This window comes from Streptosporangium sp. NPDC048047 (genome assembly GCF_040653115.1).
Lineage (GTDB): Bacteria > Actinomycetota > Actinomycetes > Streptosporangiales > Streptosporangiaceae > Streptosporangium.
Genome location: NZ_JBEZNH010000015.1, coordinates 79,330 through 103,703 on the forward strand (window position 1 = coordinate 79,330; position 24,374 = coordinate 103,703).

General features: G+C 72.0%; 25 protein-coding genes. 12 read left to right on the forward strand and 13 right to left on the reverse strand.

Features of this window, described 5'->3' with window-relative positions; all coding sequences use genetic code 11:
- Positions 1–55: 55 nt before the first annotated feature.
- The 3 genes from AB0D67_RS15925 to AB0D67_RS15935 all read left to right on the forward strand — a co-directional run bounded on the left by AB0D67_RS15925 (position 56) and on the right by AB0D67_RS15935 (position 3,003).
- Positions 56–1,114 (forward strand): MBL fold metallo-hydrolase, encoded by a 1,059-nt coding sequence (locus tag AB0D67_RS15925; protein WP_362935001.1) that lies wholly within the window; start codon positions 56–58, stop codon positions 1,112–1,114.
- A gap of 208 nt (positions 1,115–1,322) precedes the next feature.
- The gene (locus tag AB0D67_RS15930; RefSeq protein WP_362935004.1) at positions 1,323–1,829 is read left to right on the forward strand and encodes a flavin reductase family protein; all 507 of its coding nucleotides are present in this window, start codon (positions 1,323–1,325) and stop codon (positions 1,827–1,829) included.
- A gap of 136 nt (positions 1,830–1,965) precedes the next feature.
- Complete coding sequence (locus tag AB0D67_RS15935) at positions 1,966–3,003, forward strand: hypothetical protein (protein ID WP_362935007.1); 1,038 nt, start codon at positions 1,966–1,968, stop codon at positions 3,001–3,003.
- A gap of 387 nt (positions 3,004–3,390) precedes the next feature.
- On the opposite strand, the gene AB0D67_RS15940 is transcribed toward AB0D67_RS15935, so the two are convergent.
- The gene (locus AB0D67_RS15940) at positions 3,391–4,452 is read right to left on the reverse strand and encodes a dihydrodipicolinate reductase (protein WP_362935010.1); all 1,062 of its coding nucleotides are present in this window, start codon (positions 4,450–4,452) and stop codon (positions 3,391–3,393) included.
- A 409-nt stretch (positions 4,453–4,861) separates the two neighbouring features.
- Here AB0D67_RS15940 and AB0D67_RS15945 point away from each other — a divergent pair, with 409 nt between their 5' ends.
- From AB0D67_RS15945 to AB0D67_RS15970, 6 genes are all read left to right on the forward strand, one after another.
- A complete protein-coding gene (locus AB0D67_RS15945) occupies positions 4,862–5,758 on the forward strand; it encodes an SDR family oxidoreductase (protein WP_362935013.1) in 897 nt (298 codons plus the stop codon).
- Between the two features lie 241 nt (positions 5,759–5,999).
- Positions 6,000–7,514 (forward strand): sugar ABC transporter ATP-binding protein, encoded by a 1,515-nt coding sequence (locus tag AB0D67_RS15950; protein WP_362935016.1) that lies wholly within the window; start codon positions 6,000–6,002, stop codon positions 7,512–7,514.
- Positions 7,511–8,620, forward strand: a complete 1,110-nt coding sequence (locus AB0D67_RS15955) for an ABC transporter permease (protein ID WP_362935019.1) — start codon at positions 7,511–7,513, stop codon at positions 8,618–8,620. Before AB0D67_RS15950 ends, AB0D67_RS15955 begins: the two co-directional genes overlap by 4 nt.
- 140 nt (positions 8,621–8,760) lie before the next feature.
- Positions 8,761–9,819: an ABC transporter substrate-binding protein gene (locus AB0D67_RS15960; RefSeq protein WP_362935022.1), complete on the forward strand. Its 1,059-nt coding sequence runs from the start codon at positions 8,761–8,763 to the stop codon at positions 9,817–9,819.
- Positions 9,819–11,078, forward strand: a complete 1,260-nt coding sequence (locus AB0D67_RS15965; RefSeq protein ID WP_362935025.1) for a Gfo/Idh/MocA family oxidoreductase — start codon at positions 9,819–9,821, stop codon at positions 11,076–11,078. The genes AB0D67_RS15960 and AB0D67_RS15965 overlap by 1 nt, the downstream gene beginning before the upstream one ends.
- Positions 11,075–12,082: a sugar phosphate isomerase/epimerase family protein gene (locus AB0D67_RS15970; RefSeq protein ID WP_362935027.1), complete on the forward strand. Its 1,008-nt coding sequence runs from the start codon at positions 11,075–11,077 to the stop codon at positions 12,080–12,082. The genes AB0D67_RS15965 and AB0D67_RS15970 overlap by 4 nt, the downstream gene beginning before the upstream one ends.
- A 223-nt stretch (positions 12,083–12,305) precedes the next feature.
- Here AB0D67_RS15970 and AB0D67_RS15975 read toward each other — a convergent pair whose 3' ends face one another.
- The 3 genes from AB0D67_RS15975 to AB0D67_RS15985 all read right to left on the reverse strand — a co-directional run bounded on the left by AB0D67_RS15975 (position 12,306) and on the right by AB0D67_RS15985 (position 13,831).
- Complete coding sequence (locus AB0D67_RS15975; RefSeq protein ID WP_362935030.1) at positions 12,306–12,656, reverse strand: helix-turn-helix transcriptional regulator; 351 nt, start codon at positions 12,654–12,656, stop codon at positions 12,306–12,308.
- A 2-nt stretch (positions 12,657–12,658) separates the two neighbouring features.
- Positions 12,659–13,021, reverse strand: a complete 363-nt coding sequence (locus AB0D67_RS15980) for a type II toxin-antitoxin system RelE/ParE family toxin (protein WP_362935033.1) — start codon at positions 13,019–13,021, stop codon at positions 12,659–12,661.
- Positions 13,022–13,207: 186 nt separating this feature from the next.
- Positions 13,208–13,831 (reverse strand): hypothetical protein, encoded by a 624-nt coding sequence (locus AB0D67_RS15985; RefSeq protein WP_362935036.1) that lies wholly within the window; start codon positions 13,829–13,831, stop codon positions 13,208–13,210.
- A gap of 251 nt (positions 13,832–14,082) precedes the next feature.
- On the opposite strand from AB0D67_RS15985, the gene AB0D67_RS15990 reads away from it, so the two are divergent.
- Positions 14,083–14,670 carry a Uma2 family endonuclease gene (locus AB0D67_RS15990; protein ID WP_362935038.1) on the forward strand — a complete coding sequence of 196 codons (588 nt, stop codon included), beginning with the start codon at positions 14,083–14,085 and terminating at the stop codon, positions 14,668–14,670.
- A 133-nt stretch (positions 14,671–14,803) separates the two neighbouring features.
- On the opposite strand, the gene AB0D67_RS15995 is transcribed toward AB0D67_RS15990, so the two are convergent.
- The 3 genes from AB0D67_RS15995 to AB0D67_RS16005 are packed head-to-tail and all read right to left on the reverse strand — an operon-like array spanning position 14,804 to position 16,569.
- The gene (locus AB0D67_RS15995) at positions 14,804–15,889 is read right to left on the reverse strand and encodes a Zn-dependent alcohol dehydrogenase (RefSeq protein WP_362935041.1); all 1,086 of its coding nucleotides are present in this window, start codon (positions 15,887–15,889) and stop codon (positions 14,804–14,806) included.
- A 10-nt stretch (positions 15,890–15,899) separates the two neighbouring features.
- Positions 15,900–16,094 carry a ferredoxin gene (locus AB0D67_RS16000; RefSeq protein ID WP_362935044.1) on the reverse strand — a complete coding sequence of 65 codons (195 nt, stop codon included), beginning with the start codon at positions 16,092–16,094 and terminating at the stop codon, positions 15,900–15,902.
- A 10-nt stretch (positions 16,095–16,104) separates the two neighbouring features.
- Positions 16,105–16,569 carry a pyridoxamine 5'-phosphate oxidase family protein gene (locus AB0D67_RS16005; protein WP_362935047.1) on the reverse strand — a complete coding sequence of 155 codons (465 nt, stop codon included), beginning with the start codon at positions 16,567–16,569 and terminating at the stop codon, positions 16,105–16,107.
- A 127-nt stretch (positions 16,570–16,696) separates the two neighbouring features.
- Between AB0D67_RS16005 and AB0D67_RS16010 the strand changes: the two genes are divergently transcribed.
- On the forward strand, positions 16,697–17,344 hold the full coding sequence (locus tag AB0D67_RS16010) for a class I SAM-dependent methyltransferase (RefSeq protein ID WP_362935050.1): 648 nt from the start codon (positions 16,697–16,699) through the stop codon (positions 17,342–17,344).
- Here the strand turns inward: AB0D67_RS16010 and AB0D67_RS16015 are convergent.
- The 5 genes from AB0D67_RS16015 to AB0D67_RS16035 all read right to left on the reverse strand — a co-directional run bounded on the left by AB0D67_RS16015 (position 17,251) and on the right by AB0D67_RS16035 (position 22,624).
- Positions 17,251–18,327, reverse strand: coding sequence for a polyketide synthase dehydratase domain-containing protein (locus tag AB0D67_RS16015; RefSeq protein ID WP_362935053.1), 1,077 nt, complete (start codon positions 18,325–18,327; stop codon positions 17,251–17,253). The two genes, AB0D67_RS16010 and AB0D67_RS16015, sit on opposite strands and share 94 nt — an antisense overlap.
- Positions 18,324–19,376, reverse strand: coding sequence for an enediyne biosynthesis protein UnbU (locus AB0D67_RS16020; protein ID WP_362935056.1), 1,053 nt, complete (start codon positions 19,374–19,376; stop codon positions 18,324–18,326). The genes AB0D67_RS16015 and AB0D67_RS16020 overlap by 4 nt, the downstream gene beginning before the upstream one ends.
- A 93-nt stretch (positions 19,377–19,469) precedes the next feature.
- On the reverse strand, positions 19,470–20,522 hold the full coding sequence (locus AB0D67_RS16025) for a prenyltransferase (RefSeq protein ID WP_362935059.1): 1,053 nt from the start codon (positions 20,520–20,522) through the stop codon (positions 19,470–19,472).
- On the reverse strand, positions 20,519–21,232 hold the full coding sequence (locus tag AB0D67_RS16030) for a methyltransferase domain-containing protein (protein WP_362935062.1): 714 nt from the start codon (positions 21,230–21,232) through the stop codon (positions 20,519–20,521). Before AB0D67_RS16030 ends, AB0D67_RS16025 begins: the two co-directional genes overlap by 4 nt.
- Positions 21,233–21,379: 147 nt before the next feature.
- Entirely contained in the window at positions 21,380–22,624 is a 1,245-nt protein-coding gene (locus AB0D67_RS16035; RefSeq protein WP_362935065.1) for a glycosyltransferase family 4 protein, read from the reverse strand.
- Positions 22,625–22,912: 288 nt separating this feature from the next.
- On the opposite strand from AB0D67_RS16035, the gene AB0D67_RS16040 reads away from it, so the two are divergent.
- Positions 22,913–23,941, forward strand: a complete 1,029-nt coding sequence (locus AB0D67_RS16040; RefSeq protein ID WP_362935068.1) for a GDP-mannose 4,6-dehydratase — start codon at positions 22,913–22,915, stop codon at positions 23,939–23,941.
- 89 nt (positions 23,942–24,030) lie between these two features.
- On the opposite strand, the gene AB0D67_RS16045 is transcribed toward AB0D67_RS16040, so the two are convergent.
- Entirely contained in the window at positions 24,031–24,372 is a 342-nt protein-coding gene (locus AB0D67_RS16045; RefSeq protein WP_362935071.1) for a DUF6204 family protein, read from the reverse strand.
- Positions 24,373–24,374: the final 2 nt, after the last annotated feature.

A 24,374-nucleotide genomic window follows, 5' to 3' on the forward strand; every position in this document is an offset into this window, starting at 1 on the left:
TCGGTAACCCGGCAGAATCACGGGAGAGCAGGGGTGACGAAGGGAGAAGCGGGACATGCGGAGAGAGACGGTGACCCCGGCGAACGAGGCCCAGCGCCAGGCGTGGCGGAGCGGGGGCTTCCCCGAGGTGGAGCGGGTGCGGCCGGGGGTGTGGTCGATCCCGGTGCCGATCCCGATCAACCCCCTGCGCTACGTGCTGGTCTACGCCCTCGAACTCCCCGGCGGGGTGGCGATCGTGGACGCCGGGTGGGACACGGAGGAGGCGTACGGCGCGCTGGTCGCCGGGCTGGGGGTCGCCGGGTACGAGATCACCGACGTCCGGGCGGTCCTGGTGACCCACATGCACCCCGACCACTACGGGCTGGCGGGGCGGGTCCGCGAGGCGTCGGGCGCGTGGATCGGCCTGCACCCGGCGGACGCCCGGCTGCTGGCCGGCCGCTACGACGAGAGCCTGGCCGACGACCTCGTACGGCGTGAGCGCGGCCTGCTGGCACGGTCCGGGGTGCCGGAGCCGTCCCTGGACGAGCTCGCCGGGGCGTCCATGATGATCCGGCACTTCGTGAGCATGGCCAAGCCCGACCGGCTGATCGAGGACGGCGAACGCCTCGGCCTGCCCGGCTGGGACCTGCGGGCGGTGTGGACGCCGGGCCACTCGCCGGGCCACCTGTGCTTCGCCGAGCCGGAGCGGCGGCTGCTGTTCTCCGGCGACCACGTGCTGCCCCGGATCACGCCGATCGTCGCCGTGCACCCGCAGTCCGGGCCCAACCCGCTCGCCGACTACCTGGAGGCGCTGGCGGCGGTGGGCCGGCTCGACGTGGAGGAGGTGCTGCCCGCGCACGAGTACCGCTTCCTGGAGCTGGCCGGCCGGGTGGGCGACGTGATCGCCCACCACCACGAGAGGCTGGCAGAGATCGAGGAGGTGGTCGGCGCGGCGGACGGCGTCTCCTGCTGGGACACGGCGACCCGGCTGACGTGGTCACGGCCCTGGGAGAGCATCCCCTCGTACATGCGGCGGGGGGCCAACAACGAGACGCTGGCGCACCTGGTGTGGCTGGAGGCCGCCGGGCGGCTGCGCCGGGTCGCGGGCGAGCCCGAGCTCTGGTTCCCCGCCTGACCGCGATCCGTTCCGGGCTGTTCCGGGCTGTTCCGGGCCGTTCTGGGGTTTCTGGTTCAGGGGAGATTTATGACACTTCGGGAAGACGCAGTGCTGTTATCGGGTTATGGGCGGACGTCACGTCGGGCGGGCGAACGGACGTCGCGTCGTGCGGGCGGGCGTGACGGCTTGCGGGCGGGTGTGACGCCGGAGAGGACGAGGAGGAACGGTGACCGAGGCCATCTCACGCCGGGCGATCGACGCCCAGCGGTTCCGGCGGGCACTGGCCCTGCACGCGGCCGGGGTCGTCGTGATCACCGCGCAGTGCGAGGAGGGGCCCGTCGGACTGACGGCCACCTCGTTCTCCTCGGTCAGCCTTGAGCCGCCGCTGGTCTCCTTCTACGTCGGCCGGGGGTCGAGGACCTGGCCCAGGCTCCGCGAGGCGGGCTGCTTCGCGGTGAACGTCCTGGCCGATGACCAGGCGGAACTGGCCGCCCGGTTCGCGAGCCGGGGAGTCGACCGCTTCGCCGCCCCCACCGTCTGGGAGCTGGCCCCGCCGGGGGTGCCGCTGCTGGCCGGGGTGTCGGCCCACCTGGTGTGCGCGCCCCACTCGACCGTGGACATCGGCGACCACGTGCTGGTCGTGGGCCTGGTCACCGAGGCCCGCACCGATCCCGGGGGACTGCCCCTTCTCTACCATCGCGGCCGCTTCGGTCACTTCGTCCCGCACTCCTGAGCCACAGACGTCAAATCACCGACATGGGTGGATTTTTCGGACAGCTCCCTGTGAAGTCTGCTAGGAAATCCCAGGACCGAAATTCACCACGGGGAGGGACGCTGTGGAACCGGAGAACTTACCGAGGCCGTATGTCATGCGGCACCATCCCGACCGGGAGCCGTACGAGGAGGACGCCCGCGAGCAGACCGGCCCCATGGAACCGGTCGCGCGGTCGGGGGAGGCGGTGCCCCCGGCGGGGGACGTGCTGTCCGACGGATGGGACACGGCGGAGGAGCGGGGACCGGACGGCGACGGCGAGTCCCCGGACCTCGTGGAACTCCGGGAGCCCGGGGCGGTCGCCTATCACCTCCGGTCCCCGGACCTGGTGCTCGACGGCGACGCCTCACATGACGCGGCCGCGGGGCTCGCGAAGCTCGTGGAGCTCGGAGAGCCCGTGGAGCCCGCGGAGCTCGCGGAGCCCGGCGCGCTCGGGGCGGACGAAACGAGGGGAGCGGACGGGCCGTTCACGGCCCAGTGGACGCCCGATCGCGACGAGATGGCCGCGGCGGACCGGGAGGCCGACCGCGACGTGGCCCGTGCGATATGGGGACCCGAGGGCGACGACCTGCCCCGCCGCCGCCGGGGCAGGCTCCTGCTGGCGGCCGTCACGGGCGTGGTGGCGGTGGGCCTCGCCGGAGGCTGGTTCCTGTCGTCCGTGGGGTCGGCCCCCGAGCCCGGATGCTCCGCCGGCGGCCGGTGCGTGAAGGCCGAGATGCCCCCGGCGCCCACCGCCGTGCCGACGGAGGGACCGGCGGACGCGCCGACGGATCAGGCGCAGCCCGCGGAGACCACGCCGCCCTCCGCCGAGGAGCGGGCCACCGCCGCGCCGGAGACCTCCCGTCCCGCCGCGCCCCGGACCAGGGCGCCCCGCCCGGAACGGGCGCGCGCCACGCCGACCGCGAGGCGCACCTCGGCGCCCACCGGGGAACGCGAGGAGCGGCGCGGCACCGAGCGCGAGCCGCGCGTCACCTCCGCCCCGTCGGCCGAGGCGCCCGACTCCCGGCAGAGCACCGCGCCCGAGCAGCCCACGCAGCCCGCGCAGCCCTCCGCCCCGGCCGAGGCCACCGCGCCGGCCCAGAACCCGCCGCCCGAGAAGGAGCGCGGGGGCGGCCTGCTCGACTGGCTCTTCTGAGCCCCGTTCCCGGGGCGCGTCCCCGGGGACGGAAACGGGCACCGGAAAGGACATCGGCGACGGGTCCCGAACGCGACGGGGAGCGGCTCCCCGGGATAATCGCGCGGGGCCCGGGAATCGGGCGATTACCGTACCGGCACGGCCGCGCCGCGGGCGCGGTCGTGCCGTCGCCGGGTCCGGCGGTAAAAGGCGATTGTCCGCAAATATCGCCTATTTCATTTTATTTATGGTCGCTGCGGCGCGACTTCCGCCGCGCGTTCCGGAGCCGGCCCGCCCGCCCCCATCCGTGGGCCGTGCCGTCCGCACCCGCCGGCCAGGCCGTACCCGTCCCGTACCCGTCCCGTACCCGTCCCGTACCCGTCCCGTACGCGGGCCGTACGGCCTCCGTCAGGCGAGCCGTACTGTGCCCCGGCCGGTGGTGAGGGGCAGGTCCAGGACGGTGCGGATGCCGGGCGGGGCCGCGCAGACGGCGGCCACCGCGTTGACGGCGTGCGCGGCGGCCCCGGCCAGGCCGTGGGACATCTCCTCCACCGCGAGCGTCATCTGCGGGACGCCCTCGATGTGCACGGTGAACCCCGGGGCGGACCAGCGGCTCACCCGGGTGGAGTCGGCCTTGTAGACGCACTCCACGGTCATGAAGGGCCGGCCGCGGACCAGCCCGCTGAAGGTCCAGCGGGACGCGCACACCGTGCCGGCCCGCACCGGGCCCGCGGCGATCTCGAACTCCTCGGTGGCGAGCTCGAACTCGTCGCTCTCCTCCACCTCGTCGAGGGTCACGCCGAGGTGGCCCGCGACGAGCTGGACGCTCTCGGCGAACAGCGAGCGCTGCAGGGCGCGGAACGGGCGCACCGCCACGGCGTAGTCCTTGGCGGAGCGGGTGAAGCCGTACAGGTCCACCACGATCTGGCGGGACGGGTGGCCCCGGAAGTCGGACGACTCGCGGACGTAGATGTGGTCGATCCGGCTGGACAGCCCGCTCAGCGCCAGGGGGAGCAGGTCGCTCACGAAGCCCGGGTTGATGCCGGTGCCGTGCAGCGAGGAGCCGCCCCGGCGGCAGGCGTCCTCCAGGCGGTCGACCAGCCCGCGGCCGTGGCAGGCGGGGTAGACGAAGCCGGTGGTGGTGATGACGTTCTTGCCCGAGGCGAGGAGGGCGCAGATCGTCTCGACGTCGTCGGTGGCGCTCCTCTCGCCGAAGAACGCGGCGGGCAGCGGCATGTGCAGCACGCAGTCGGCGTCCAGGGCCAGGATGCGGTCGACGTCGTCGGTGCAGGCGACGCCGGTCCCGGGCAGGCCGACGAGCGTGCCGGCGTCCTGCCCGGCCTTGTCGGGGTCGTAGACGAGCACCCCGGCGAGCTCGAACTCGGGGCGGGTGATCAGACTGCGCAGCGAGTAGCGGCCGACGGCGCCGGTGGCCCACTGGACCACGCGGAGGGGCGGCTGTGTGGCCATGCCATGCCTCCAGCCCGGTTATCGGGGCGGGGGTGCGGTCGGAGGAGTGCCATCAATGACCCTCGCCCTGTGCGGGGGCAGAAACTTTAGCAGAAATTCACATGTCCGCCCGCTATCCGCGACGGTTTCACTTCGGCCGCGTTTTCCGGTCGGCGGACCGGTCTTCTCCGGGGCCTTCTCCGAGTCTTCTGTGAGCCTTCTGCGATCCTTCCCCGGGCCTTCTGGCGGCCTTCTCCGGGCATCCGGGAGAAAGCGGCGACGGGGGGCCGTCCCAGGGAGACGCGGGGCGGACTTACGGAGAGGCGGCGGACAGGTTTTCGGAGACGCGCCCTGTCGGGCGAAAGATGGCATTCGACGGCTTTGCCGGATATTCTGCGAAAAACAGAACTATATTCTCCAGGGAGTCCGTATGACGGAGCTGCGGTTCGACGGCAGGGTCGCGATCGTCACCGGCGCCGGGCACGGTCTCGGCCGCTCGCACGCGCTGACGCTGGCCGAGCGTGGCGCGAAGGTGGTCGTCAACGACCTCGGCGGTGCGCTGGACGGCACCGGATCCTCCACCGGCCCGGCGGCCGAGGTGGCCGAGCTGATCGCCAAGAACGGCGGGGAGGCCGTCGTCAGCACCCACGACGTCGCGACCCCGGACGGCGCCGCCGCGATCGTGCAGGCCGCGATCGACGCCTTCGGGAAGATCGACGTCGTCGTCAACAACGCGGGCATCCTGCGCGACAAGTCCTTCGGCAAGATGAGCGTCGAGGAGTTCGACCAGGTCCTCGCCGTCCACGTACGCGGCTCGTTCCTGGTCACCCGGGCCGCCTTCCCCCACCTCAAGGAGCAGGGCTACGGCCGGATCGTCAACACCTCCTCGCCGGCCGGGCTGTTCGGCAACTTCGGCCAGGCCAACTACTCCACCGCCAAGATGGGGCTGGTCGGCTTCACCAAGACGCTCGGCATCGAGGGCGCCAGGGCGGGGATCAGGGCCAACGCGATCGCGCCCATCGCCTGGACCCGGATGACCGAGTCGCTGCTGCCGGCCGAGTTCGAGGAGAGGTTCACGCCGGGCAGGATCAGCGCCCTGGTCGCCTACCTTGCACACGAGTCCTGCGAGACCAGCGGCGAGGTCTTCAGCGTCGGCGCGGGCCGGATCGCCCGGGTGTTCGTGGCCGAGGGGCCCGGCTGGCGGCAGGAGGACCACACCGTCGAGGACATCCGGGACAACTGGCAGGCGATCATGGCCGAGCAGCCCTACCTCACCCCGACCACCCTCGGCGAGCAGGCCGGAGCGTCGCTGCGGGCCATGCTCTGACCTCCGTCCGTCGAAGAGGGCGCCCCGACCGGGGCGCCCTCTTCGCTGTTCAGGGACGGTTCCCGGCGGCTCGCGCACCCTCGCCCGGACCGCCGGCCGTACGGCCAGGCGGACTTTTGCGGATTTCTGCAAAAGTTTGGTGACTTTCGGCGAAAGGTCTTCACAACGCTAGAAGAAGGGGGTTACCTTCTGCTGCACCGGCTCCGGATGCGGCCAGACCCCCGACCCCCAGCGAGGTTCCATGTCCGCCGTCACCCCCCTGCTGCAGATGAAGGGGATCGTCAAGCGGTTCCCCGGCGTGCGCGCGCTCGACGGCGTCGACCTGGAGGTCCTGCCCGGCGAGGTGCACTGCCTGCTCGGCCAGAACGGCGCCGGGAAGTCCACCCTGATCAAGGTCCTGGCCGGTGCGCACCGGCCCGACGAGGGCGTCATCATCCTCGGAGGCGAGGAGGTGCGCCCGGCGAGCCCGATCGACGCGATCCGGCTGGGCATCTCCACGATCTACCAGGAGCTCGACCTGGTCGACGGGCTGACCGTGGCGCAGAACGTCTTCCTCGGCCACGAGCCGTCCCGCCTCGGGTTCGTCGGGCAGTCCGAGGCCGGCCGCGCCACGCGCGGCCTGCTGACCCGGCTGGGACACGGCGAGATCCGCCCCGGCACCGAGGTCGGCCGGCTGTCCCCGGCGGCCAAGCAGGTGGTGAGCATGGCGCGGGCGTTGTCGCGCGACACCCGTCTGATCGTCATGGACGAGCCGTCGGCGGCGCTGGCCCACGACGAGGTGGCGAACCTGTTCCGGATCATCCGCGAGCTGACCGCCCAGGGGGTCGCGGTGATCTACATCTCCCACCGGCTGGAGGAGATCCGCGAGATCGGCGACCGGGTGACGGTGCTCAAGGACGGCCGTACGGTCGCCGTCGGCCTGCCCGCCAAGACCACCCCGACCGGCGAGATCGTCTCCCTGATGACCGGCCGGTCCGTGGAGCACGTCTTCCCGCCCCGGCCGGACCCCGGGAGCCATGAGGGCCGCCCCGAGGTCCTGCGCGTCGAGGACCTCACCGTCCCCGGCGTCCTGTCCGGCATCTCCTTCTCGGTGCGGGCCGGCGAGATCGTCGGCCTGGCGGGGCTGGTCGGCTCCGGCCGCTCGGAGATCATCGAGGCCGTCTACGGCGCGCGCCGCCACACCGGGAACGTCCTGCTGGAGGGGCGACCGGTGGGCCGGGGCGGCACCGGCCGCACCGTCCGGCTCGGCATGGGCCTCGCCCCCGAGGAGCGCAAGTCCCAGGCGCTGCTGCTGGACCAGAGCGTGACCAGGAACATCTCGCTGGCCGGTCTGGGCCGCTACTCCCGGCTCGGCTGGCTCGACCGGCGCCGCGAGGCCGCCGACGCCCGCGCCCTCGTCGAGCGGCTGGACGTCCGGCCGGGCGACCCGGACCGGCCGGTCAAGACGCTGTCCGGCGGCAACCAGCAGAAGGTCGTGCTGGCCCGCTGGCTGCTCAACGAGCGCAGGCTGCTCCTGCTGGACGAGCCCACCCGCGGCGTGGACGTGGGCGCGCGGGCCGAGCTGTACGCCGTCATCCGCGAGCTGGCCGATTCCGGCCTCGGCGTGCTGCTGGTCTCCAGCGAGGTACCCGAGGTGCTGGGCCTGGCCGACCGGGTGCTGGTCATCCGCGAGGGGGCGGCCATCCACCAGGGTGACGCCCGCGACCTGGACGAACATCGAGTGCTGGACATGATCATGGAAGGCGGTGCGCTGTGACCGAACCGCAGGGCCGGGCCCCCGCGAGCTCCGCGAGCCCCGAGAGCCCCGTGGACCCCGGGAGCCCCGCGAGCCCCGTGGACGTCGCCGGGCCACCGGCCGGGGAGGACGACCGGGTGGGGACGGCCGTCCACAGGCCCGCCGCCGGCCGGGTGACCCCGCTGTCCCGGCTGGGGGAGGTGCCGCACCTGGGACTGGTCGTCGCCCTGGCACTGCTCGCCGTGGTGGGCCTGGTCACCGTGCCCGACGCCTTCGCCACCACCTCCAACCTGGTCGCCATCCTGTCGCTGGCCGCGACGATCGGCGTGATCACGGTCGGCGCGACGTTCGTCATCATCGGCGGCGGGATCGACCTGTCGGTGGGGGCCGTCATGGCGCTGGCGTCGGTGTGGGCGACCACGCTGGCCACCCAGTCCTACGGCCCGCTGGTCATGATCGTGTGCGCGGTGCTGGTCGGCGCCGGCGCCGGGCTGGTCAACGGCCTGCTCGTCGCCTACGGGCGGCTGGTGCCGTTCATCGCGACGCTCGCCATGCTGGTGGCCGCCCGCGGCCTGGCCCAGCGGATGTCGGACCGCAGGACCCAGCTCGTCCAGCAGGGCAACCAGGCCATCGTGGACCTGTCGACCACGCGGGTGCTCGGCATCCCGCTGCTGGTCTACATCTTCGCGGTCGTGGTGGCGGCGGGCTGGATCCTGCTGAACCGCACCACGTTCGGCCGCCGCACCTACGCGGTCGGCGGCAACCCCGAGGCCGCCCGGCTGGCCGGCATCGACGTGCGCCGCCACACGATGTGGCTGTACACGCTGTCCGGGCTGTGCTGCGGCATCGCCGCCGTACTGATCATGGCGCGGACCACCACCGGCTCCTCCACCCACGGCGACCTGTACGAGCTGGACGCGATCGCCGCGGTGATCATCGGTGGCACGCTGCTGACCGGCGGCCGGGGTTCGATCATCGGCTCGATCCTCGGTCTGCTGATCTTCACGGTGATCACCAACCTGTTCATCCTCAACGGCCTCAACACCAGCGACCAGCTCGTCGCCAAGGGACTGATCATCGTGGTGGCCGTGCTGCTGCAGCGGCGCAGCCTGCGCTCACCGACCTGACCCGCGCCGCCGGCCGTACGGCCCGCCGCGCCGTACGGCCCGCGGACGCCGTACAGACCCGCGGCGCCGTACGGCCAGCCGTACCGTCCCTTCGTCCGCGAGACCTCTCACCACCCTCCACGGGAGCAAGGAGAACCAACATGTCCACACCGGTCGGCCGCCGGGGGCTACTCTTCGGCGGCGCGGCGATCGGCGCCGGAGCGCTGGTCACGGCCTGCACGAGCAACACCCCGGCCAGTACGGCGGCCACCTCGCCGCCCGCGGCGCCCGCGCCCGCCGGTGACAACGACAAGCCCGGCGAGAAGGTCGTGATCGGCTTCTCCGCGCCGGCCGCCGACCACGGCTGGATCGCCGCGATCGCCAAGAACGCCGAGAGCGCCGCCAAGCAGTACTCCGACGTGGAGTTCAAGCCGGTCGAGCCGACCAACGACATCAACGCGCAGATCTCGGCGGTGGAGTCGCTGATCGCGGCGAAGGTGAACGCGCTGGTCATCCTGCCCAACGACGGCGAGCAGCTCAACCAGGTCGCCCGGCAGGCCGCCGACGCGGGCATCCCGGTGATCAACCTGGACCGGGTGTTCCCCGACAAGCTGTCGTACCGGACCTGGATCGGCGGCGACAACTACGGCATGGGCGTCGCGGCCGGCCACTACATCGGCAAGACGCTCAAGGAGAAGGGCGCGTCGAACCCGGTGATCCTGGAGATCCAGGGCATCGCGACGCTGCCGCTGACCCAGGACCGCAGCAAGGGCTTCGAGGACGCGCTGAAGACGTACGGCTTCTCCGTGACGGCCAAGCAGGACGCGCAGTTCACGGTGGAGTCCGGCACCAAGGTGGCGAGCAACCTGCTGCAGGCCCACAAGAAGATCGACGCGATCTGGAACCACGACGACGACCAGGGGATCGGCGTGCTGGCCGCGATCAAGGAGGCCGGGCGGAACGAGTTCTTCATGGTGGGCGGCGCCGGCTCGGCCAACGCGATGCGCGACATCCAGGCCGACACAGGCGTGCTCAAGGCGACGGTGACCTACAGCCCCACGATGGCGGCCTCGGCGATCAAGCTGGCCCGCCTGATCGCGCAGGGCAAGGGCATGAGCGACCTGCTGGAGAACGAGGTGCCGCAGTCGATCACGCTGGCGTCGGGGACCGTCACCAAGGAGAACGTCGACAAGTACCTGCCGCTGGGGTTCGAGTCCTGATGGCCGCACACGACTCACCGACGCTGGGGATCGGCATGGTCGGGTACGCGTTCATGGGACGTGCCCACTCCCAGGCGTGGCGCAGCGCCGGCGCGTTCTTCGACCTGCCGGTCAGGCCCGTGATGGCGGCGCTGGCCGGCCGGTCGAAGGAGTCCGTGGCCGCCGCCGCCCGCGACCTGGGCTGGGCGGCGGCCGAGACCGACTGGCGCGACCTCATCGCCCGCGACGACGTGCAGGTGGTGGACATCTGCACCCCGGGCGACTCCCACGCCGAGATCGCGATCGCCGCCCTGGAGGCCGGCAAGCACGTCATCTGCGAGAAACCGCTGGCCAACACCGTGGCGGAGGCCGAGGCGATGGTCGAGGCGGCGACGCGCGCCGCGGCCCGCGGCGTGCACGCCATGGTCGCCTTCAACTACCGCCGGGTCCCGGCCGTCGCGCTGGCCCGGCAGTGGGTGGCCGAGGGCCGCCTGGGCGAGCTGCGCCACGTGCGGGCCCAGTACCTCCAGGACTGGATCGTCGACCCGGACTTCCCGCTGGTGTGGCGGCTCCAGCGGGACAAGGCAGGGTCCGGCGCGCTGGGCGACATCGGCGCCCACATCATCGACACCGCCCAGTTCGTCACCGGCCGCCGCCTGACCGGCGTGTCGGCGCTGACCGAGACGTTCGTCAAACGCCGCCCGCTGGCCGAGGGCTCCGCCGGGCTGTCCGCGGGCGGCGCCGCACAGGAGACCGGCGAGGTCACCGTGGACGACGCCGCGCTGTTCATCGGCCGCTTCGAGGGCGGGGCTCTGGCATCGTTCGAGGCGACCCGGTTCGCCACCGGCCGCAAGAACGCGCTGCGCCTGGAGATCAACGGCTCGGCCGGCAGCCTGGCCTTCGACTTCGAGGCCATGAACGAGCTGTGGTTCCACGACCACACCCTGCCCGCCTCCGAGGCGGGCTTCCGCCGCGTCATCGTGACCGAGGCCGACCACCCCTACGCGGGGGCGTGGTGGCCGCCCGGCCACGGCCTCGGCTACGAGCACACCTTCACCCACGAGGTGAAGGACTTCGTCGAGGCGGTCGCAGCCGGCCGGGCGCCGTCACCGTCGTTCGCCGACGGCCTGCGGGTGCAGCGGGTGCTGGCCGCGGTCGAGGCGAGCGCGGCGGACGGCAGCCGGTTCACCGCGGTGGAGGACACCCCGGCCGAGGGCTCCGCCGTACCGGACGCCACCGCATCGGACGCCGTTCCGCAGACTCCGGAGGAGGAATCGTGACCCGACCCATCACGCTGTTCACCGGTCAGTGGGCCGACCTGCCCTTCGAGGAGGTGTGCCGGCTGGCCGCCCAGTGGGGCTACGACGGGCTGGAGATCGCCTGCTGGGGTGACCACTTCGAGGTGGACAAGGCCCTGGCCGACGACTCCTACGTCGAGCGGAAGAAGGAGACGCTGGCCAAGTACGACCTGAAGGTCTGGACGATCTCCAACCACCTGGTCGGCCAGGCCGTCTGCGACAGCCCGATCGACGAGCGGCACCGGGGCATCCTGCCCGCGCGGATCTGGGGTGACGGCGAGGCCGAGGGCGTACGGCGGCGCGCCGCCGAGGAGATGAAGGACACCGCCCGCGCCGCCGCGAAGCTCGGCGTGAACACGGTGGTCGGATTCACCGGCTCGTCCATCTGGCACACCGTCGCGATGTTCCCGCCGGTGCCGCCGTCGATGATCGAGGACGGCTACGCCGACTTCGCCGCCCGGTGGAACCCGATCCTGGACGTCTTCGACGAGGTCGGCGTGCGCTTCGCCCACGAGGTGCACCCCAGCGAGATCGCCTACGACTACCACACCACCGTGCGGACGCTGGAGGCGATCGGCCACCGCCCGGCCTTCGGGCTGAACTGGGATCCCTCCCACATGGTCTGGCAGGAGATCGACCCGGTCGGGTTCATCCTGGACTTCGCCGACCGGATCTACCACGTCGACTGCAAGGACGCCAAGGTCCGCACCGGGGACGGCCGGCGCGGGCGGCTGGCCTCCCACCTGGCCTGGGCCGACCTGCGCCGCGGCTGGGACTTCGTCTCCACCGGCCGTGGCGACGTGCCCTGGGAGGACTGCTTCCGCGCGCTCAACGCGATCGGCTACGACGGGCCGATCTCCATCGAGTGGGAGGACGCGGGCATGGACCGGCTGGACGGCGCCCCCGACGCGCTGGCCCTCATCCGGGCCCTCAACGCGATCACCCCGCCCACCGCGTCCTTCGACGCGGCCTTCTCCACCGACTGACGACCGTCACGCCGGCCGCCGCCGTACGGATACGGGGTACGGCGGCGGCCGGCGCGGTGATCGACCGAGGCTCCGTCCCATGTCCGGACGCGGGTCCCGTTTTTCCCGCAGGGCTTCGGAAAGATCGACTCCGGCACGGTTCGGGCTGCCCCGATCTCATCGCGACCCGTGGAACCGCCGCCCGCCCGAGTGTCGTGCCACCCGCCTTCGACGAACGGGACGATCAGGCGGCGCTGTCCACAGACCTCTCGGATACGGGCAGCCGCAAGGTCCGGTCGCCGAAGTCGGCGACCAGGTCGAGCCGAGCGCCGAGCGCTTCGACATAGCGGGCGATGACCTCGATGGAGGTGACCTCGCCGTGTTCGATCTGGGAGACCCGGGCAACGCTCACATTCATCGCCGCTGCGACGTCCTTCTGACCGAGCCCCAGTTGCTTGCGTGCCCCGGCCAGCTGATGACCTCTGGCTTCGGCCAGAAGACGCTTCGCGCCCGCTTCGATCTCGGCGGGATCGACTCCGGCCGCGTGCAGCTCCCGCTCCAGGTCTTCCCAGTCTCCGGGCGTCCGCTCGGGCATGCTCACTCCTCGTCCTCGCCTGTGTATTCCATGTAGAGCCGGACGGCAATGGGGATGTTCTCCTTGTACCACCGGTCCCAGTTCCGCGCCTTGTCGCCGCCCAGTAGCAGCAAGGCGGCCCTGGTCGGATCGAATGCAAAGATGATTCTGATTTCTGAGCGACCCCGTGACCCTGGGCGTAGTTCCTTCAGATGGTGGAGGCCTGTTCCTTTGAGCCGGTCGACCAGCGGCCTGCCCAACGTGGGTCCTTCTTCGCGCAAAGCCGTGACGGCTTGTGCGACCTGGGTCGCTGAATCGAGATCCTCCTTGATCAGAGTTCTGAACCAGGCGGCGTACTCATCTGTGACCTTCACCGTCCATGTCACGGAAGCCTCCAGAATTCAAGGATAGCCTTAACTCGATGAGGAGCCTACTTCCATGGCGACTGTGACAGAGGGTGATTGGGCGAACCTCCTCCGCGCAGCTTAAACCGGTGGTGTCCCGGTTCTCGCCGGGCGAAGGGGCCAGGGCGCCGTCCTGCGCGTGCCGCCGTGCCGATCCGGTGGCTCCGGTCAGCGCTGTCCCCTGGACGATGAGACGGGCGCCGTCCGGCCGGAACCACCGGAGGCGCCGGGCGGATCGGGGGCGGTGAGGTCGAGGAGTGTCATCGCGTCGTGGTCGGGGCTGCCGGGCGGCGCCATGTAGACGACGAGGCGCTGGCCCTGCGCGCGGTTCAGGGACAGCCCCTCGTGCGAGAGCGTCATCGTGCCGACCTCCGGGTGCCGGAGCGTCTTGGTGCCGTCGCCGATCGTGTGCACCTCGTACCGCTCCCAGAGCCGGTTGAAGTCGGGGCTCTTCACGATCAGCTCGCCCACGAGCGAGGCGAGGTCCGGGGCGTCCGGGTCGGCGCCGGCGATCGCCCGCAGCTGGGCGACGCACCCCTTGGCCTTCCGTTCCCAGTCCACCCACAGGTCCCGGGCGGCCGGGTGCAGGAAGGTGTACCGGATGGTGTTGCGCCGCCGTTCCGGCCAGTCGGCGATGCCGTGGAGCAGCCGCAGGCCCCCGGGGGTGGCCGCCAGAAGGTCGTTGGTGCGGCTCAGGACGTACGCCGGGTTGGGCCGGAGCGTCTCCAGCAATCGCATGACGGTCGGGCGGACCCGCCACGACGGCAGGGGGCGGGACTCGGGCGTGGTCACAGCGTCCAACCCTTCGCCAGTCGAACCCGGTGTCATCGCCGAGCCTATGTCGCCATTGATCGCTCCGGACAGGTCATCCGGCGGCGCGTTGAGGGGGAGACGTGGCAGTGTGCGGGGCGCGCCCCACACGATCGGCTCGGAGGCTCCGGCGGGAATTCCACCGAAACCTGGGCGGGGACGCGTCCGCGTCGTTACTTTGGGTGTCGTTCCGGACACGTTACGCCCACCCGCGCGGAGGGAACGGTGAAGCCATGGCATTGGTCACGGACGAACCCCTCAACTACCAGATCACCGACCAGGAAGAACTCGAGCAGCTCTATCTGCAGCTCGTCGAGCGGTTCGAGAAACACCGTATCGAGATCGTCAACAGCCGGATCGTGGTGAGGGAGATGCCGACCATCGCCCATGCCGACATCGTCTACCAGCTCACGGCCCAACTCATGCCCTTCGTGATGACGAAGGGCTGGCGGATCTATCCCGAAGCTCGGATTTTCCTGCAGGCGCAGGCGGATCGCTACGAACCCGACATCATCGTGGTCCCTTCCGAGCCGCGGCTGTGGGATCCCAGCCACATCTACGCCGACGACACATTCCTGGTCACCGAGGTCGTCTCCCCGAGCAGCAGCCACGATGACCACATCACCAAGCCCCGAAACTGCGCTTTGGCGGGGGTTCCGCTCTATCTGGTGATAGATGCCTTCGCGGACCGCTTCAGGCTGCTCAGCCGACCGAACCCCCAAGGCTACGCCGACGAGCTGACCGACACCCTTGGCAAGCCGCTCGACCTGCCCGCGCCATGGGATCTGACCATCGACACCGGCAGGCTGGTCGGGAAGTAGCTCCGGCGCGGGGTCCAGCCGGGTAGGCGGCCGGACCCCTCATGCCCGTGTTCCGGGACGTCGGGAGTTCACCCGCGCGACCGCCTCCTTCCCGCACCGAGGAGGCCGCGCGGCACCCGTGCCCGGCGGTCGGTCAGTCCAGGACGACGACTTGGCGCAGGACCTCGCCGCCGCGCAGGGCGGCCACGGCGTCGTTGAGGTCGGCGAGCCTGATCCGGGCGCTGATCATGCTCTCCAGGTCGAGCTTGCCGGCCTTGTACAGCCCGGCGAGGAAGGGGAAGTCGTGCCGGACGTCGGACCCGCCGTACATCGAGCTGAGGATGTTCTTGCCCTCGAACAGGAGGCTGAAGGCGTTCAGCGGGACGGTGTCGTCGACGGCTCCCGCGCCCACCACGATCATGTCGCCGCCGCGCCGGGTGGCCTGCCAGGCGGTCATGATGGCGGCGGACTTGCCGACCGCCTCGAAGCCGTGGTCGAACCCGTGGCCGCCGGTCAGCGTGGCGACGGCGTCCTGGAGCTGGTCGGGGGTGACGGCGTGCGTGGCGCCGACCTTCTTCGCCAGCTCGTGCTTGGACTCGAGGGGGTCGATCGCCAGGATGGTGGTCGCGCCGGAGATCCGCGCCCCCTGGATGATCGACAGGCCGATGCCGCCGGCGCCGACCACCGCGACCGTCGAGCCGGGCCGCACCTTGGCGGTGTTGAGCGCCGCGCCGACGCCGGTCGTGACGCCGCAGCCGATCAGCGCCGCGATCTCGTAGGGGATCTCCGGATCGACCTTGATCGCCCCCTGCCAGGGCACGACGATCTCCTCGCACCAGGTGCCGCACCCGGCCATCCCGAACGCCGGGGTGTCGCCGCCGTAGCGGAACCGGGCGTTGACGAAGCTCTCCATCACGTAGGTCATGCACAGGTACGGCTGGCCGGCCAGGCAGTTGAAGCAGTGGCCGCAGGCCGGGGTCCAGTTGACGATGACGCGGTCGCCCGGCTGGACCGAGGTCACGTGGTCGCCGATCTCCAGCACCTCTCCGGCGCCCTCGTGGCCCGGGATGACCGGGAGCGGCATGGGCAGCACGCCGCTGATCACCGAGAGGTCGGAGTGGCACACGCCGGTCGCCCTGACCTTGATCCGGACGTCCGTCGGGCCCATCGGGGCGAGGGTGAAGTCGTCGCGGATGTCCAGCTTGTCGTCACCGACGGCGTGCAGAAGCGCACCACGCATGGGGATCCTCCTAGTTCTCCGCTAGGGAGATGGCGGCTTTGGGACAGGACCGCGCGGCGTGCCGGACCCGGTCCGACAGCTCCGCGGGCGGCTCGGGCAGCAGCAGGTGCAGCTGGTCGTCGTCGTCGAGCTCGAAGACCTCGGGGGCGAGCCCGGTGCAGACGGCGTTGGCCTCGCAGACCATGTAGTCGACGGTGATTCTCATGGGGACCTCCTTATGCCGGTGAGGCGAGCTTACGGTGATCCCAGGAGACCACCCGGCCGGGCTCGACGACGAAGGCGACCCTCTTGCGGCCGGTCTCCTCGACGTAGCCCCGCAGTGCCTCGTCGTCGGAGGGCATTCCGGCCATCCGGCGCGCCACGTCCATGCCCACGCCGAGGACGCCCTCGGGATCGCCGATCCGCCGGGCGGTGCCGTACAGCAGGACGCCGCGCAGGTCGAAGTAGTCCTCACCGGCCTCGATGAGGCAGGTCACCCGCGCGTCCCGCTCGATGTTGCGCGCCTTCTGGGCCTTGCCGTACGTCCAGAAGGAGATCCTGCCGCCGGTCAGCCCGTAGAACATGGTCACCAGGTGCGGCGTCCCATCCGGGTTGATCGTGCTGAGCTGGAGTTTCCGTGACGCGGCGACGAAGGCCGTGACCTCGTCCTCCGCCATCGCGATGCGGGCGCGCTGGTTCACGGAGCAAAGTAGAACATGGGGCACAGGGGCGGGCAAGGGTTGTTTGGAATGTTGTTCGGTTTCTGGGGCTGACACGGTGTCACGGGTTGTTCGTCGGAAAGATGCCGGTTCTGGGTAGGCTGCCCCGATGAGCATCCCGACCATGCCCGCCGAGCTGCGGAACGCGGCCCGGCGCGCCAAGGGTTTCATGCCCGACGCCGAGGGCCTCGCCCTCTTCGAGACCGCCGCCGAGTACGGCGCGCGCGGCCCGATCTGCGAGATCGGCACCTACTGCGGCAAGTCCGCGATCTACCTCGGCGCGGGGGCGCGGCAGGCGGGATCCGTCGTCGTCACCGTCGACCACCACCGCGGCTCGGAGGAGATCCAGCCCGGCTGGGCCTACCACGACCCCTCGCTGATGGACCACCGCTTCGGCAAGATGGACTCGCTGCCCACCTTCCGCCAGACGATCGCCTCGGCCGGCCTGGAGGAGGAGGTCATCGCGGTCGTCGGCGCCTCCGACCGGGTCGCGGCGCTGTGGAACACCCCGCTGGGGATGCTCTTCATCGATGGCGGGCACTCCGAGGAGCCGGTGACCAGGGACTACGAGGGATGGGCGCCGCACGTCATGCCGGGCGGCGCGCTCGCCTTCCACGACATCTACCCCGACCCGGCCGACGGCGGGCAGGCGCCGTACCGGGTCTACCAGCGGGTCCTCGCCTCCGGGGAGTTCAAGGAGGTCAGGCACACCGGCTCGCTGCGCGTGCTGGAGAGGGTCGCTCCCGGCGCCGGCTGACCCTTCGCCTCCTCCGTCTCCTCCTCCGACTCCGGCTCCTGCGGCTCCGCGGGCCCTCCGGCCGGCTCCCCTGCCGCCTCCGGCGGGGGCTCCCACCCCGCGGGGTCCGCCTCCCGCAGCCGCAGGCCGGTCCACGCCACCACCAGCCGGCCCCGCACGTCGGTCGCGGTGACGTCCCAGACGTGCTCGTCCCCCCGGCGGCCGCGCCCGACGGCGTGCAGCCGGACGTCCCCCTGCGAGGGCCGCACCAGGAGGCGCTCGCCCCCCGAGGGCAGCAGCCGGTGACGCGGCACGCACGCCTGCAACGCGTGGATCACCGCGTCGTTCAGCCCGGGGCTGCCCAGCACCGGCCTGCCGTACCCGGCGCCGAACCAGCCCAGGGCGTCGTCGCCTCGCAGTTCGCCCCGGCAGCCCCGCGGCCCGGCCAGGGTGAGCCGGATCACCCGGCGGAACCGGCCGGTGGGGAAGCACGCCGGGCCGCCGGGGAGGCCGGCCGCGCCGTACAGGTCGGCGGCCGAAAGCGGGGGGCCGTCCGGGCCGAGCCGGGGGACCTCCAGCGTCCCGTCGGTCGGCTCCAGCGGGAAGGCGGCGCGGAAGTGGTCGACGTGGAAGTCCGTCTCCTCGCAGCGGAGCACCGTCTCGATCAGCGGCCCGCACCGCAGGGCGCGCACCCGGATCACGGCGCCGCCGTCGTCGGGCACGGCCACCGGCCGGTCGAACGCCATCCGCGTGATCTCGTCCAGCGGCCGCCCGGCGAGCGCGCACGCGGCCTGCGCCATGGCCTCCAGGGCCACCACGGCGGGGAGCGTCGCGCGGCCGTCGACGCGGTAGTCGGCCAGGTAGGGGTCATCGGCGAGGGACAGGCGGCTGTCGGCGACGAGATCCACCCCGGGCACGTGGACGCGCGCCCCGGTCAGGAACCGTCCCCGGCCGTCCCTGCCCGCCCCGCCCGCTCCGGCGGTCCCTGCGGTCCCGGTGCTCATCCGCCGCGACCCGCCGGAACCCCGGACCCCGCCGGGCCGCCCGCCGATCCGGGGGCGGCGAGGGAGACGGCGCCTTCGGCTGGTACGGCGACCCCCGGGGAAGCCGCGGGGACGATCAGGGGGGCGGAGGGCCGGGCCGCGCGACGCCTCCTCCGCGCCCGCACGGCCAGGAGCGCGCCGCGGCAGGCGCAGACGGCCACGAGGGCGAGGAACGGCCCGTGGGCGACGCCCAGGACGCCCAGCGCGACCAGCAGGCCGTGGACCGCGGCGGTGGCCACGCCGAACACGACCTGGGCACGGCGGCCGGCGGGGGTCGTCTCCGGGTCGGCGACCACGTAGACGGTGTAGAGGGCGAAGGCCGGGCCGGTCATCGGCAGCAGGGCGTCCATCACCGAGACGCCGGACAGGCAGCCCCGCGCGACGGCCTGCGCGGCGAACCCGCCGGCCCAGCCCGCGAGCACCGGCAGCCTGCCGGTCAGTCCCGCGTGCAGCGCCACCCCCAGGCCCAGCACGACCGGTGGCGCCACCACGTCGAACGGCCCCGGAACCCCCGCGGCGAACCGGTACGGCGGCGGCGTGCCGGCCCACAGCAGCAGCACCGTGGCCGTGCCGAGGGCCGCGGGGTTCAGGACGGGCCCGCCCGTCCCGCGGAACCGGAGGACGTACCTGCCGCTGACACCGACCAGCGTGGCCATCACCACGGGGGACAGGCGGCCCCCGCCGTACAGGAACATCGCGCAGAGCAGGCCGGTGACGTACGACGGCAGGAAGAAGTCGAGCGTCCCGCCCCTCCGCCCGCTCCGGGGGCGGAGGTAGCGGGGCCTGCGCAGGTACGCCCACGCGTCCAGGCTCTCCAGGGCGAACTCGGCGGCGACGCCGGTGGCCGCGCCCGCGACCGGCGCGAGGCAGGGCTGCTCGAAACCGGGGACGAGGTGCCCGAGGACGGTCACCAGGGTGAGCGAGCCGGCGAGGCAGCGCAGCCCCGTCCGCCGCGCCCTCGCGGGCGGGAGTCCGGCGACCCCCGTCCGGGCACCCTCGGCATCGCTCACAGGCCCGAACGTAGTAACGCGCATCCGGGCCTTCAAGCACCGCGTTTCGGATGCCCGGCAAAGAAAACGCCAGCCTGGAGGGCCCGGGACGGATCAGGCGCGGGAGCCCGCGTGGCTGCACCCGCAGTCCGCCGTGGGGCGGTCCGTGTACCCGCCGGCGTCCCGGAAGACGCCCCCGGCGGGTGTGCGGCCGTCCAGCGCGTCGGCGGCGAGCACGACGGCCGCGGCGGTGTAGGCCGAGCGCTCGTCCGGGAAGTGCCTGCCGTTCACGAACTGCCAGCCGGTCCAGTAGGAGCCGTCCTCGTGCCGCAGGTGCTGCATGTCGGCGAACAGCCGCAGCGCCCGCTTCCGGTCGCCCAGGGCGTCCAGGGTGAGCACCAGCTCGCACGACTCGGCGCCGGTCACCCACGGCTGGTCGGAGACGCAGCGGATGCCGAGGCCCGGCACGACGAACGTGTCCCACTCCTCGGCCAGCCGCGTCCGGGCGGCCTCCCCGCGTACGGCGCCGCCGAGGATCGGGTAGTACCAGTCCATCGAGAAGCGGCTCTTGTCGGCGAACGCCTCGGGGTGGGCGGCGAGGGCGTGGCCGAGCCGGTCGGCCGCGAGCTCCCAGTCGGGCTGCGGGTCGCCCAGGCGCTCGCCCAGCAGCACGCCGCAGCGCAATCCCTGGTGGATGGAGGCGCACCCGGTCAGCAGGGCGTACCCGGCGGGTTCGCCGCTCGCCGTACGCTCCCAGACGATCTCGCCCCGGGTGGTCTGCAGGCCGACGACGAAGTCCAGCGCGGCGCGGACGACCGGCCACATCTCACGGGCGAAGGCCTCATCACCGGTGACCAGCAGTTCGTGCCAGACGCCGACCGCGACGTAGGCGGCGTGGTTGGACTCGCCGCCGTGCTCGGCCGCGCGGCCCCCGACCAGCTTCATCGGCCAGGAGCCGTCGGCCCGCTGGGTGCGGGCCAGCCAGCCGTAGCCGCGGCGCACCGGCCCGGTGAGTCCCGCCACGCTCATCGCCATCAGGCACTCGACGTGGTTCCAGGCGTCCACGTGCCCCTCGGGCCACGGCACGCCGCCGTCGGGTTCCTGCAACGCCGCGATGCTCCGGGCGGTCTGGACGACCCGCCCCCACTCCATGACGGAGTCGCTCATGCGGGCTTGCGGACGTAGAGCACCACGCTCTTGCCGATGAGGGGGTTGAGGACGGCCTCCGCGATCCGGGTGGCGGCTGGGCGCTTCATGATGTCCCAGACGAGAAGCTCGTGGTACGCCTTGGCCAGCGGGTGGTCGTCGTTGTCCACACCGACGGCGCACTTGATCCACCAGTACGGCGCGTGCAGGCCGTGGGCGTGGTGGTGGGGGCCGATCTCGAAGCCGACGGACTTGAGCTTGGCGCTCAGCTCGGCGAGCGTGTAGATGCGGACGTGGCCGCCGGGGGCCGTGTGGTACGCCTCGTCGAGGGCCCAGCAGATCCGCTCCGGCAGGAAGCTCGGCACCGTGACGGCGGCCAGGCCGCCGGGCTTGAGCACGCGGAGGATCTCCCGCATCGCGGACATGTCATCGGGGATGTGCTCCAGCACCTCGGCGGCGATCACCCGGTCGAAGCCCGCGTCCTCGAACGGCATGTCGAGCGCGTCGCCGGTCACGGTCCGCGCCGTCGCGCCGGGGGGCACCTCTCCGGCCTTGTCCATGGCGGTGAACATGGTGGCGACGCCTTCGAGCTCCTTGGCGTCCATGTCGAAGGCCACCACGTCGGCGCCCCGGCGCAGCACCTCGAAGGCGTGCCGCCCGGCGCCGCAGCCCAGATCCAGGACCCGGGTTCCGGGTCCGACGGGCAGCCGGCCGAAGTCGACAGTCAGCACTCGCCGCTCCTCTTCAGATGGTCGGGGGTGGAGGGGATGGTCAGGGCCCGAAGGCTCTGACCCGAGGGGTTCCAGGAGTTCCGGGGGGTTCTGAGGGTTCGGGGGGCGGGGGATTCGGGGGTTCCGGGGGGTGAGGCGGCGGGGGCGTCACCGGCCGCGGCGTGCCCGGATGGCCTCGCGGTAGGCGTCCACGGTCCGCTGGGCGACGACGTTCCAGGTGTAGCGCTCCATGGCCCGGTCGTAGCCCTTCCTGCCGATCGCCGCCCGCTCCTCGGGGGAGTCGTGCAGGCGGCGCAGCGCGGCGGCCAGCTCCTCGGGGTCGCCGGGCGTCACCTGGACGGCCGCGTCGCCGACCACCTCGGGCAGAGCGCCGGTACGGCTGGCGATCAGCGGGGTGCCGCAGGCCATGTGCTCGACGGCGGGCAGCGAGAAGCCCTCGTAGAGGGAGGGGACGACCGAGATCTCCGAGGTGGCGATCAGCTCGCCCAGCTCGGTGTCGGAGATGCCGTGCACGAACCGCACCCGGTCCTGGAGGGACAGCTCGGCGACCAGCTTCTCGGTCGGCCCGCCCGGGGTCGGCCTGCTGACCACGGTGAGGTTCACGTCACGCTCGGTCGCCAGCTTCGCCACGGCGCGCAGCAGCGTCGCGACGCCCTTCATGGGGGAGTCGGCGCTGGCCACCGCGACGATCGAGCCGGGCCGCTTCGGCATGTCCGGGCGGGGGTGGAAGTAGCGGGTGTCCACGCCGAGCGGGATGAGCCGCATGTTGGCCTGGGGCACGTTGAAGTCGCGGTGGATGTCGGCCAGGGACGACTCGCTGACGGTCAGGATGGGCTTCAGCCGGGGGGCGACCTTGGCCTGCATCCGGACGAAGCCGTACCACCGTCGCAGCGACAGCCGCTTGCGTCCCGACGCGGCCTTCAGCTCGATCCGCCGGTCAACGCTGATCGGGTGGTGGATGGTGCCGACCACCGGGAAGAGCTTCTGGATGCCGAGCAGGCCGTAGCCGAGCGTCTGGTTGTCCTGCACCACGTCGAAGTCGCCGACGCGCTTCTTCAGCTCGCGGTACGCCCGGAGGGTGAAGGTCAGCGGCTCGGGGAAGCCGGCGGTCCACATGGCGCCGACCTCCAGGAGGTCGATCCAGTCGCGGTACTCGCGGAGGCCGGGGGTGCGGAAGGGGTCCTCGTCGCGGTAGAGGTCCAGGCTGGGGACCTTGTTGAGGATGACGCCCTCGTCGAGCTCGGGGTAGGGCTGGCCGGAGAAGACCTCGACGTGGTGGCCGAGAGCGACCAGCTCCCTGCTGAGATGGCGCAGGTAGACGCCCTGGCCACCGCATGTCGGCTTGCTGCGGTACGACAGCAGCGCGACGCGCAGCGAATCCGCCCCTGGCACGGCGACCCCTTCCTTATCCTGTCCGGAAGGGGACAGGTACCGTGAAAGACGACCTTTCCCTCCGGACCCTACCATTCAGTAGGTCTCGCCGACCCGAGGTGTAATCGTTCCCGCAGTCCGTCGCACCCGGTCCCATCTGCGATGTCAGGGCGACAGAGCATTATTCTATGTAACGCGTTCTAGCTATGGCGCGGTCGGCATGATGCCCATGCCGACGGCAGGACGGTACATTCGCCGTCACACGCCATATGAGGGGCAAAAGTCTCATCCACCAGCAAGGAGGACGCGTTGGCCAGGCGCGCACTGATCACCGGCATCACCGGGCAGGACGGTTCCTACCTGGCCGAGCACCTGCTGGGCGAGGGTTACGAGGTCTGGGGCCTGGTGCGGGGCCAGGCCAACCCGCGCGTCTCGCGGGTCCGCAGCCTGCTGCAGGACGTCCGGCTCGTCCGGGGCGACCTCCTCGACCAGGGATCGCTGATCTCCGCCGTGGAGAAGGTCCAGCCCGACGAGGTCTACAACCTGGGCGCCATCTCGTTCGTCCCCATGTCCTGGGAGCAGGCCGAGCTGACCGCCGAGGTCACCGGCATGGGCGTGCTGCGCATGCTGGAGGCCATCCGGGTCTGCTCCGGCGTCTCCTCCTCCCGGACGGCGGCCGGCTCCGGCCAGATCCGCTTCTACCAGGCGTCGTCCTCGGAGATGTTCGGCCAGGTCCGCGAGACCCCGCAGACGGAGGCCACGCCCTTCCACCCCCGCTCGCCGTACGGCGTCGCCAAGGCGTACGGGCACTTCCTCACCCAGAACTACCGCGAGTCCTACGGCATGTACGCCGTGTCCGGGATCCTGTTCAACCACGAGTCCCCGCGCCGGGGCGCGGAGTTCGTCACCCGCAAGGTCAGCCTCGGCGTGGCGAGGATCAAGCTCGGCCTGGCCGACGAGCTGCGCCTGGGCAACATGGAGGCCCGCCGCGACTGGGGCTACGCCGGCGACTACGTCCGCGCCATGCACCTGATGCTCCGGGCGGACGCGCCCGAGGACTACGTGATCGGCACCGGCCGCACCCACACCGTCCGCGACCTGGTGGTCGCCGCCTTCGCCGCCGCCGGCCTCGACTGGGAGCGGTACGTGGTGTGCGACGAGGCCCTGCGCCGTCCCGCCGAGGTGGACCTGCTCTGCGCCGACCCGAAGAAGGCCCGGGTGCAGCTCGGCTGGGAGCCCACGGTCCCCTTCGAGGAGCTCGTCGCGATGATGGTCGAGTCCGACGTCAGGCTCCTGTCCGAGGGCGGCGACCCCGGCCAGGACTCCTCCTGGCCCTGACCCGGCCGAAGCGGGGACGCCCCGGGTTCCGGAGGGCCGGGAAGGGTCCGGACGCCCCCGGAAGGGCCGGGCTCTGCGGAAGGCCCGGGTCAGCCCGTCCGGCGGCCCTTCCTGCGGATCGGGACGGCGCTCATGTCCGTCACCGTCGACTGCGTGTCCCGGAAGCCGTAGCCGTGCGCGGCGAGGGCGTCGAGTGCGGCCCGCTCGGCGTCCGCGACGTCCGCGGCCTCACCGTCGCCGGCGTCGCCGTACACCTGGCAGCGGAAGGCGAACCAGGACAGGCTCCGGTCGTAGACCAGCGTGCCCTCGTCGGTGAAGGCGATCCTGGTGGGGTCGAGGTCGCCGACCCCGGCGAGGAGCGCGGCCCGGTCGTCGTCGCCCAGCCCGTCGAACCTGCCGCGAATGGTCACGCGGAACGTGTGCTCTGCCACGT

What these genes read in the sequence shown, in the direction of transcription:
- AB0D67_RS15925 (WP_362935001.1), top strand. Translation starts at nt 56, where the DNA reads ATGCGGAGAGAGACGGTGACCCCGGCGAACGAGGCCCAGCGCCAGGCG.
- AB0D67_RS15935 (WP_362935007.1), top strand. Translation starts at nt 1,966, where the DNA reads ATGCGGCACCATCCCGACCGGGAGCCGTACGAGGAGGACGCCCGCGAG.
- AB0D67_RS15940 (WP_362935010.1), bottom strand. Translation starts at nt 4,452, where the DNA reads ATGGCCACACAGCCGCCCCTCCGCGTGGTCCAGTGGGCCACCGGCGCC.
- AB0D67_RS15945 (WP_362935013.1), top strand. Translation starts at nt 4,862, where the DNA reads ATGACGGAGCTGCGGTTCGACGGCAGGGTCGCGATCGTCACCGGCGCC.
- AB0D67_RS15950 (WP_362935016.1), top strand. Translation starts at nt 6,000, where the DNA reads ATGTCCGCCGTCACCCCCCTGCTGCAGATGAAGGGGATCGTCAAGCGG.
- AB0D67_RS15960 (WP_362935022.1), top strand. Translation starts at nt 8,761, where the DNA reads ATGTCCACACCGGTCGGCCGCCGGGGGCTACTCTTCGGCGGCGCGGCG.
- AB0D67_RS15965 (WP_362935025.1), top strand. Translation starts at nt 9,819, where the DNA reads ATGGCCGCACACGACTCACCGACGCTGGGGATCGGCATGGTCGGGTAC.
- AB0D67_RS15975 (WP_362935030.1), bottom strand. Translation starts at nt 12,656, where the DNA reads ATGCCCGAGCGGACGCCCGGAGACTGGGAAGACCTGGAGCGGGAGCTG.
- AB0D67_RS15990 (WP_362935038.1), top strand. Translation starts at nt 14,083, where the DNA reads ATGGCATTGGTCACGGACGAACCCCTCAACTACCAGATCACCGACCAG.
- AB0D67_RS15995 (WP_362935041.1), bottom strand. Translation starts at nt 15,889, where the DNA reads ATGCGTGGTGCGCTTCTGCACGCCGTCGGTGACGACAAGCTGGACATC.
- AB0D67_RS16000 (WP_362935044.1), bottom strand. Translation starts at nt 16,094, where the DNA reads ATGAGAATCACCGTCGACTACATGGTCTGCGAGGCCAACGCCGTCTGC.
- AB0D67_RS16010 (WP_362935050.1), top strand. Translation starts at nt 16,697, where the DNA reads ATGAGCATCCCGACCATGCCCGCCGAGCTGCGGAACGCGGCCCGGCGC.
- AB0D67_RS16015 (WP_362935053.1), bottom strand. Translation starts at nt 18,327, where the DNA reads ATGAGCACCGGGACCGCAGGGACCGCCGGAGCGGGCGGGGCGGGCAGG.
- AB0D67_RS16025 (WP_362935059.1), bottom strand. Translation starts at nt 20,522, where the DNA reads ATGAGCGACTCCGTCATGGAGTGGGGGCGGGTCGTCCAGACCGCCCGG.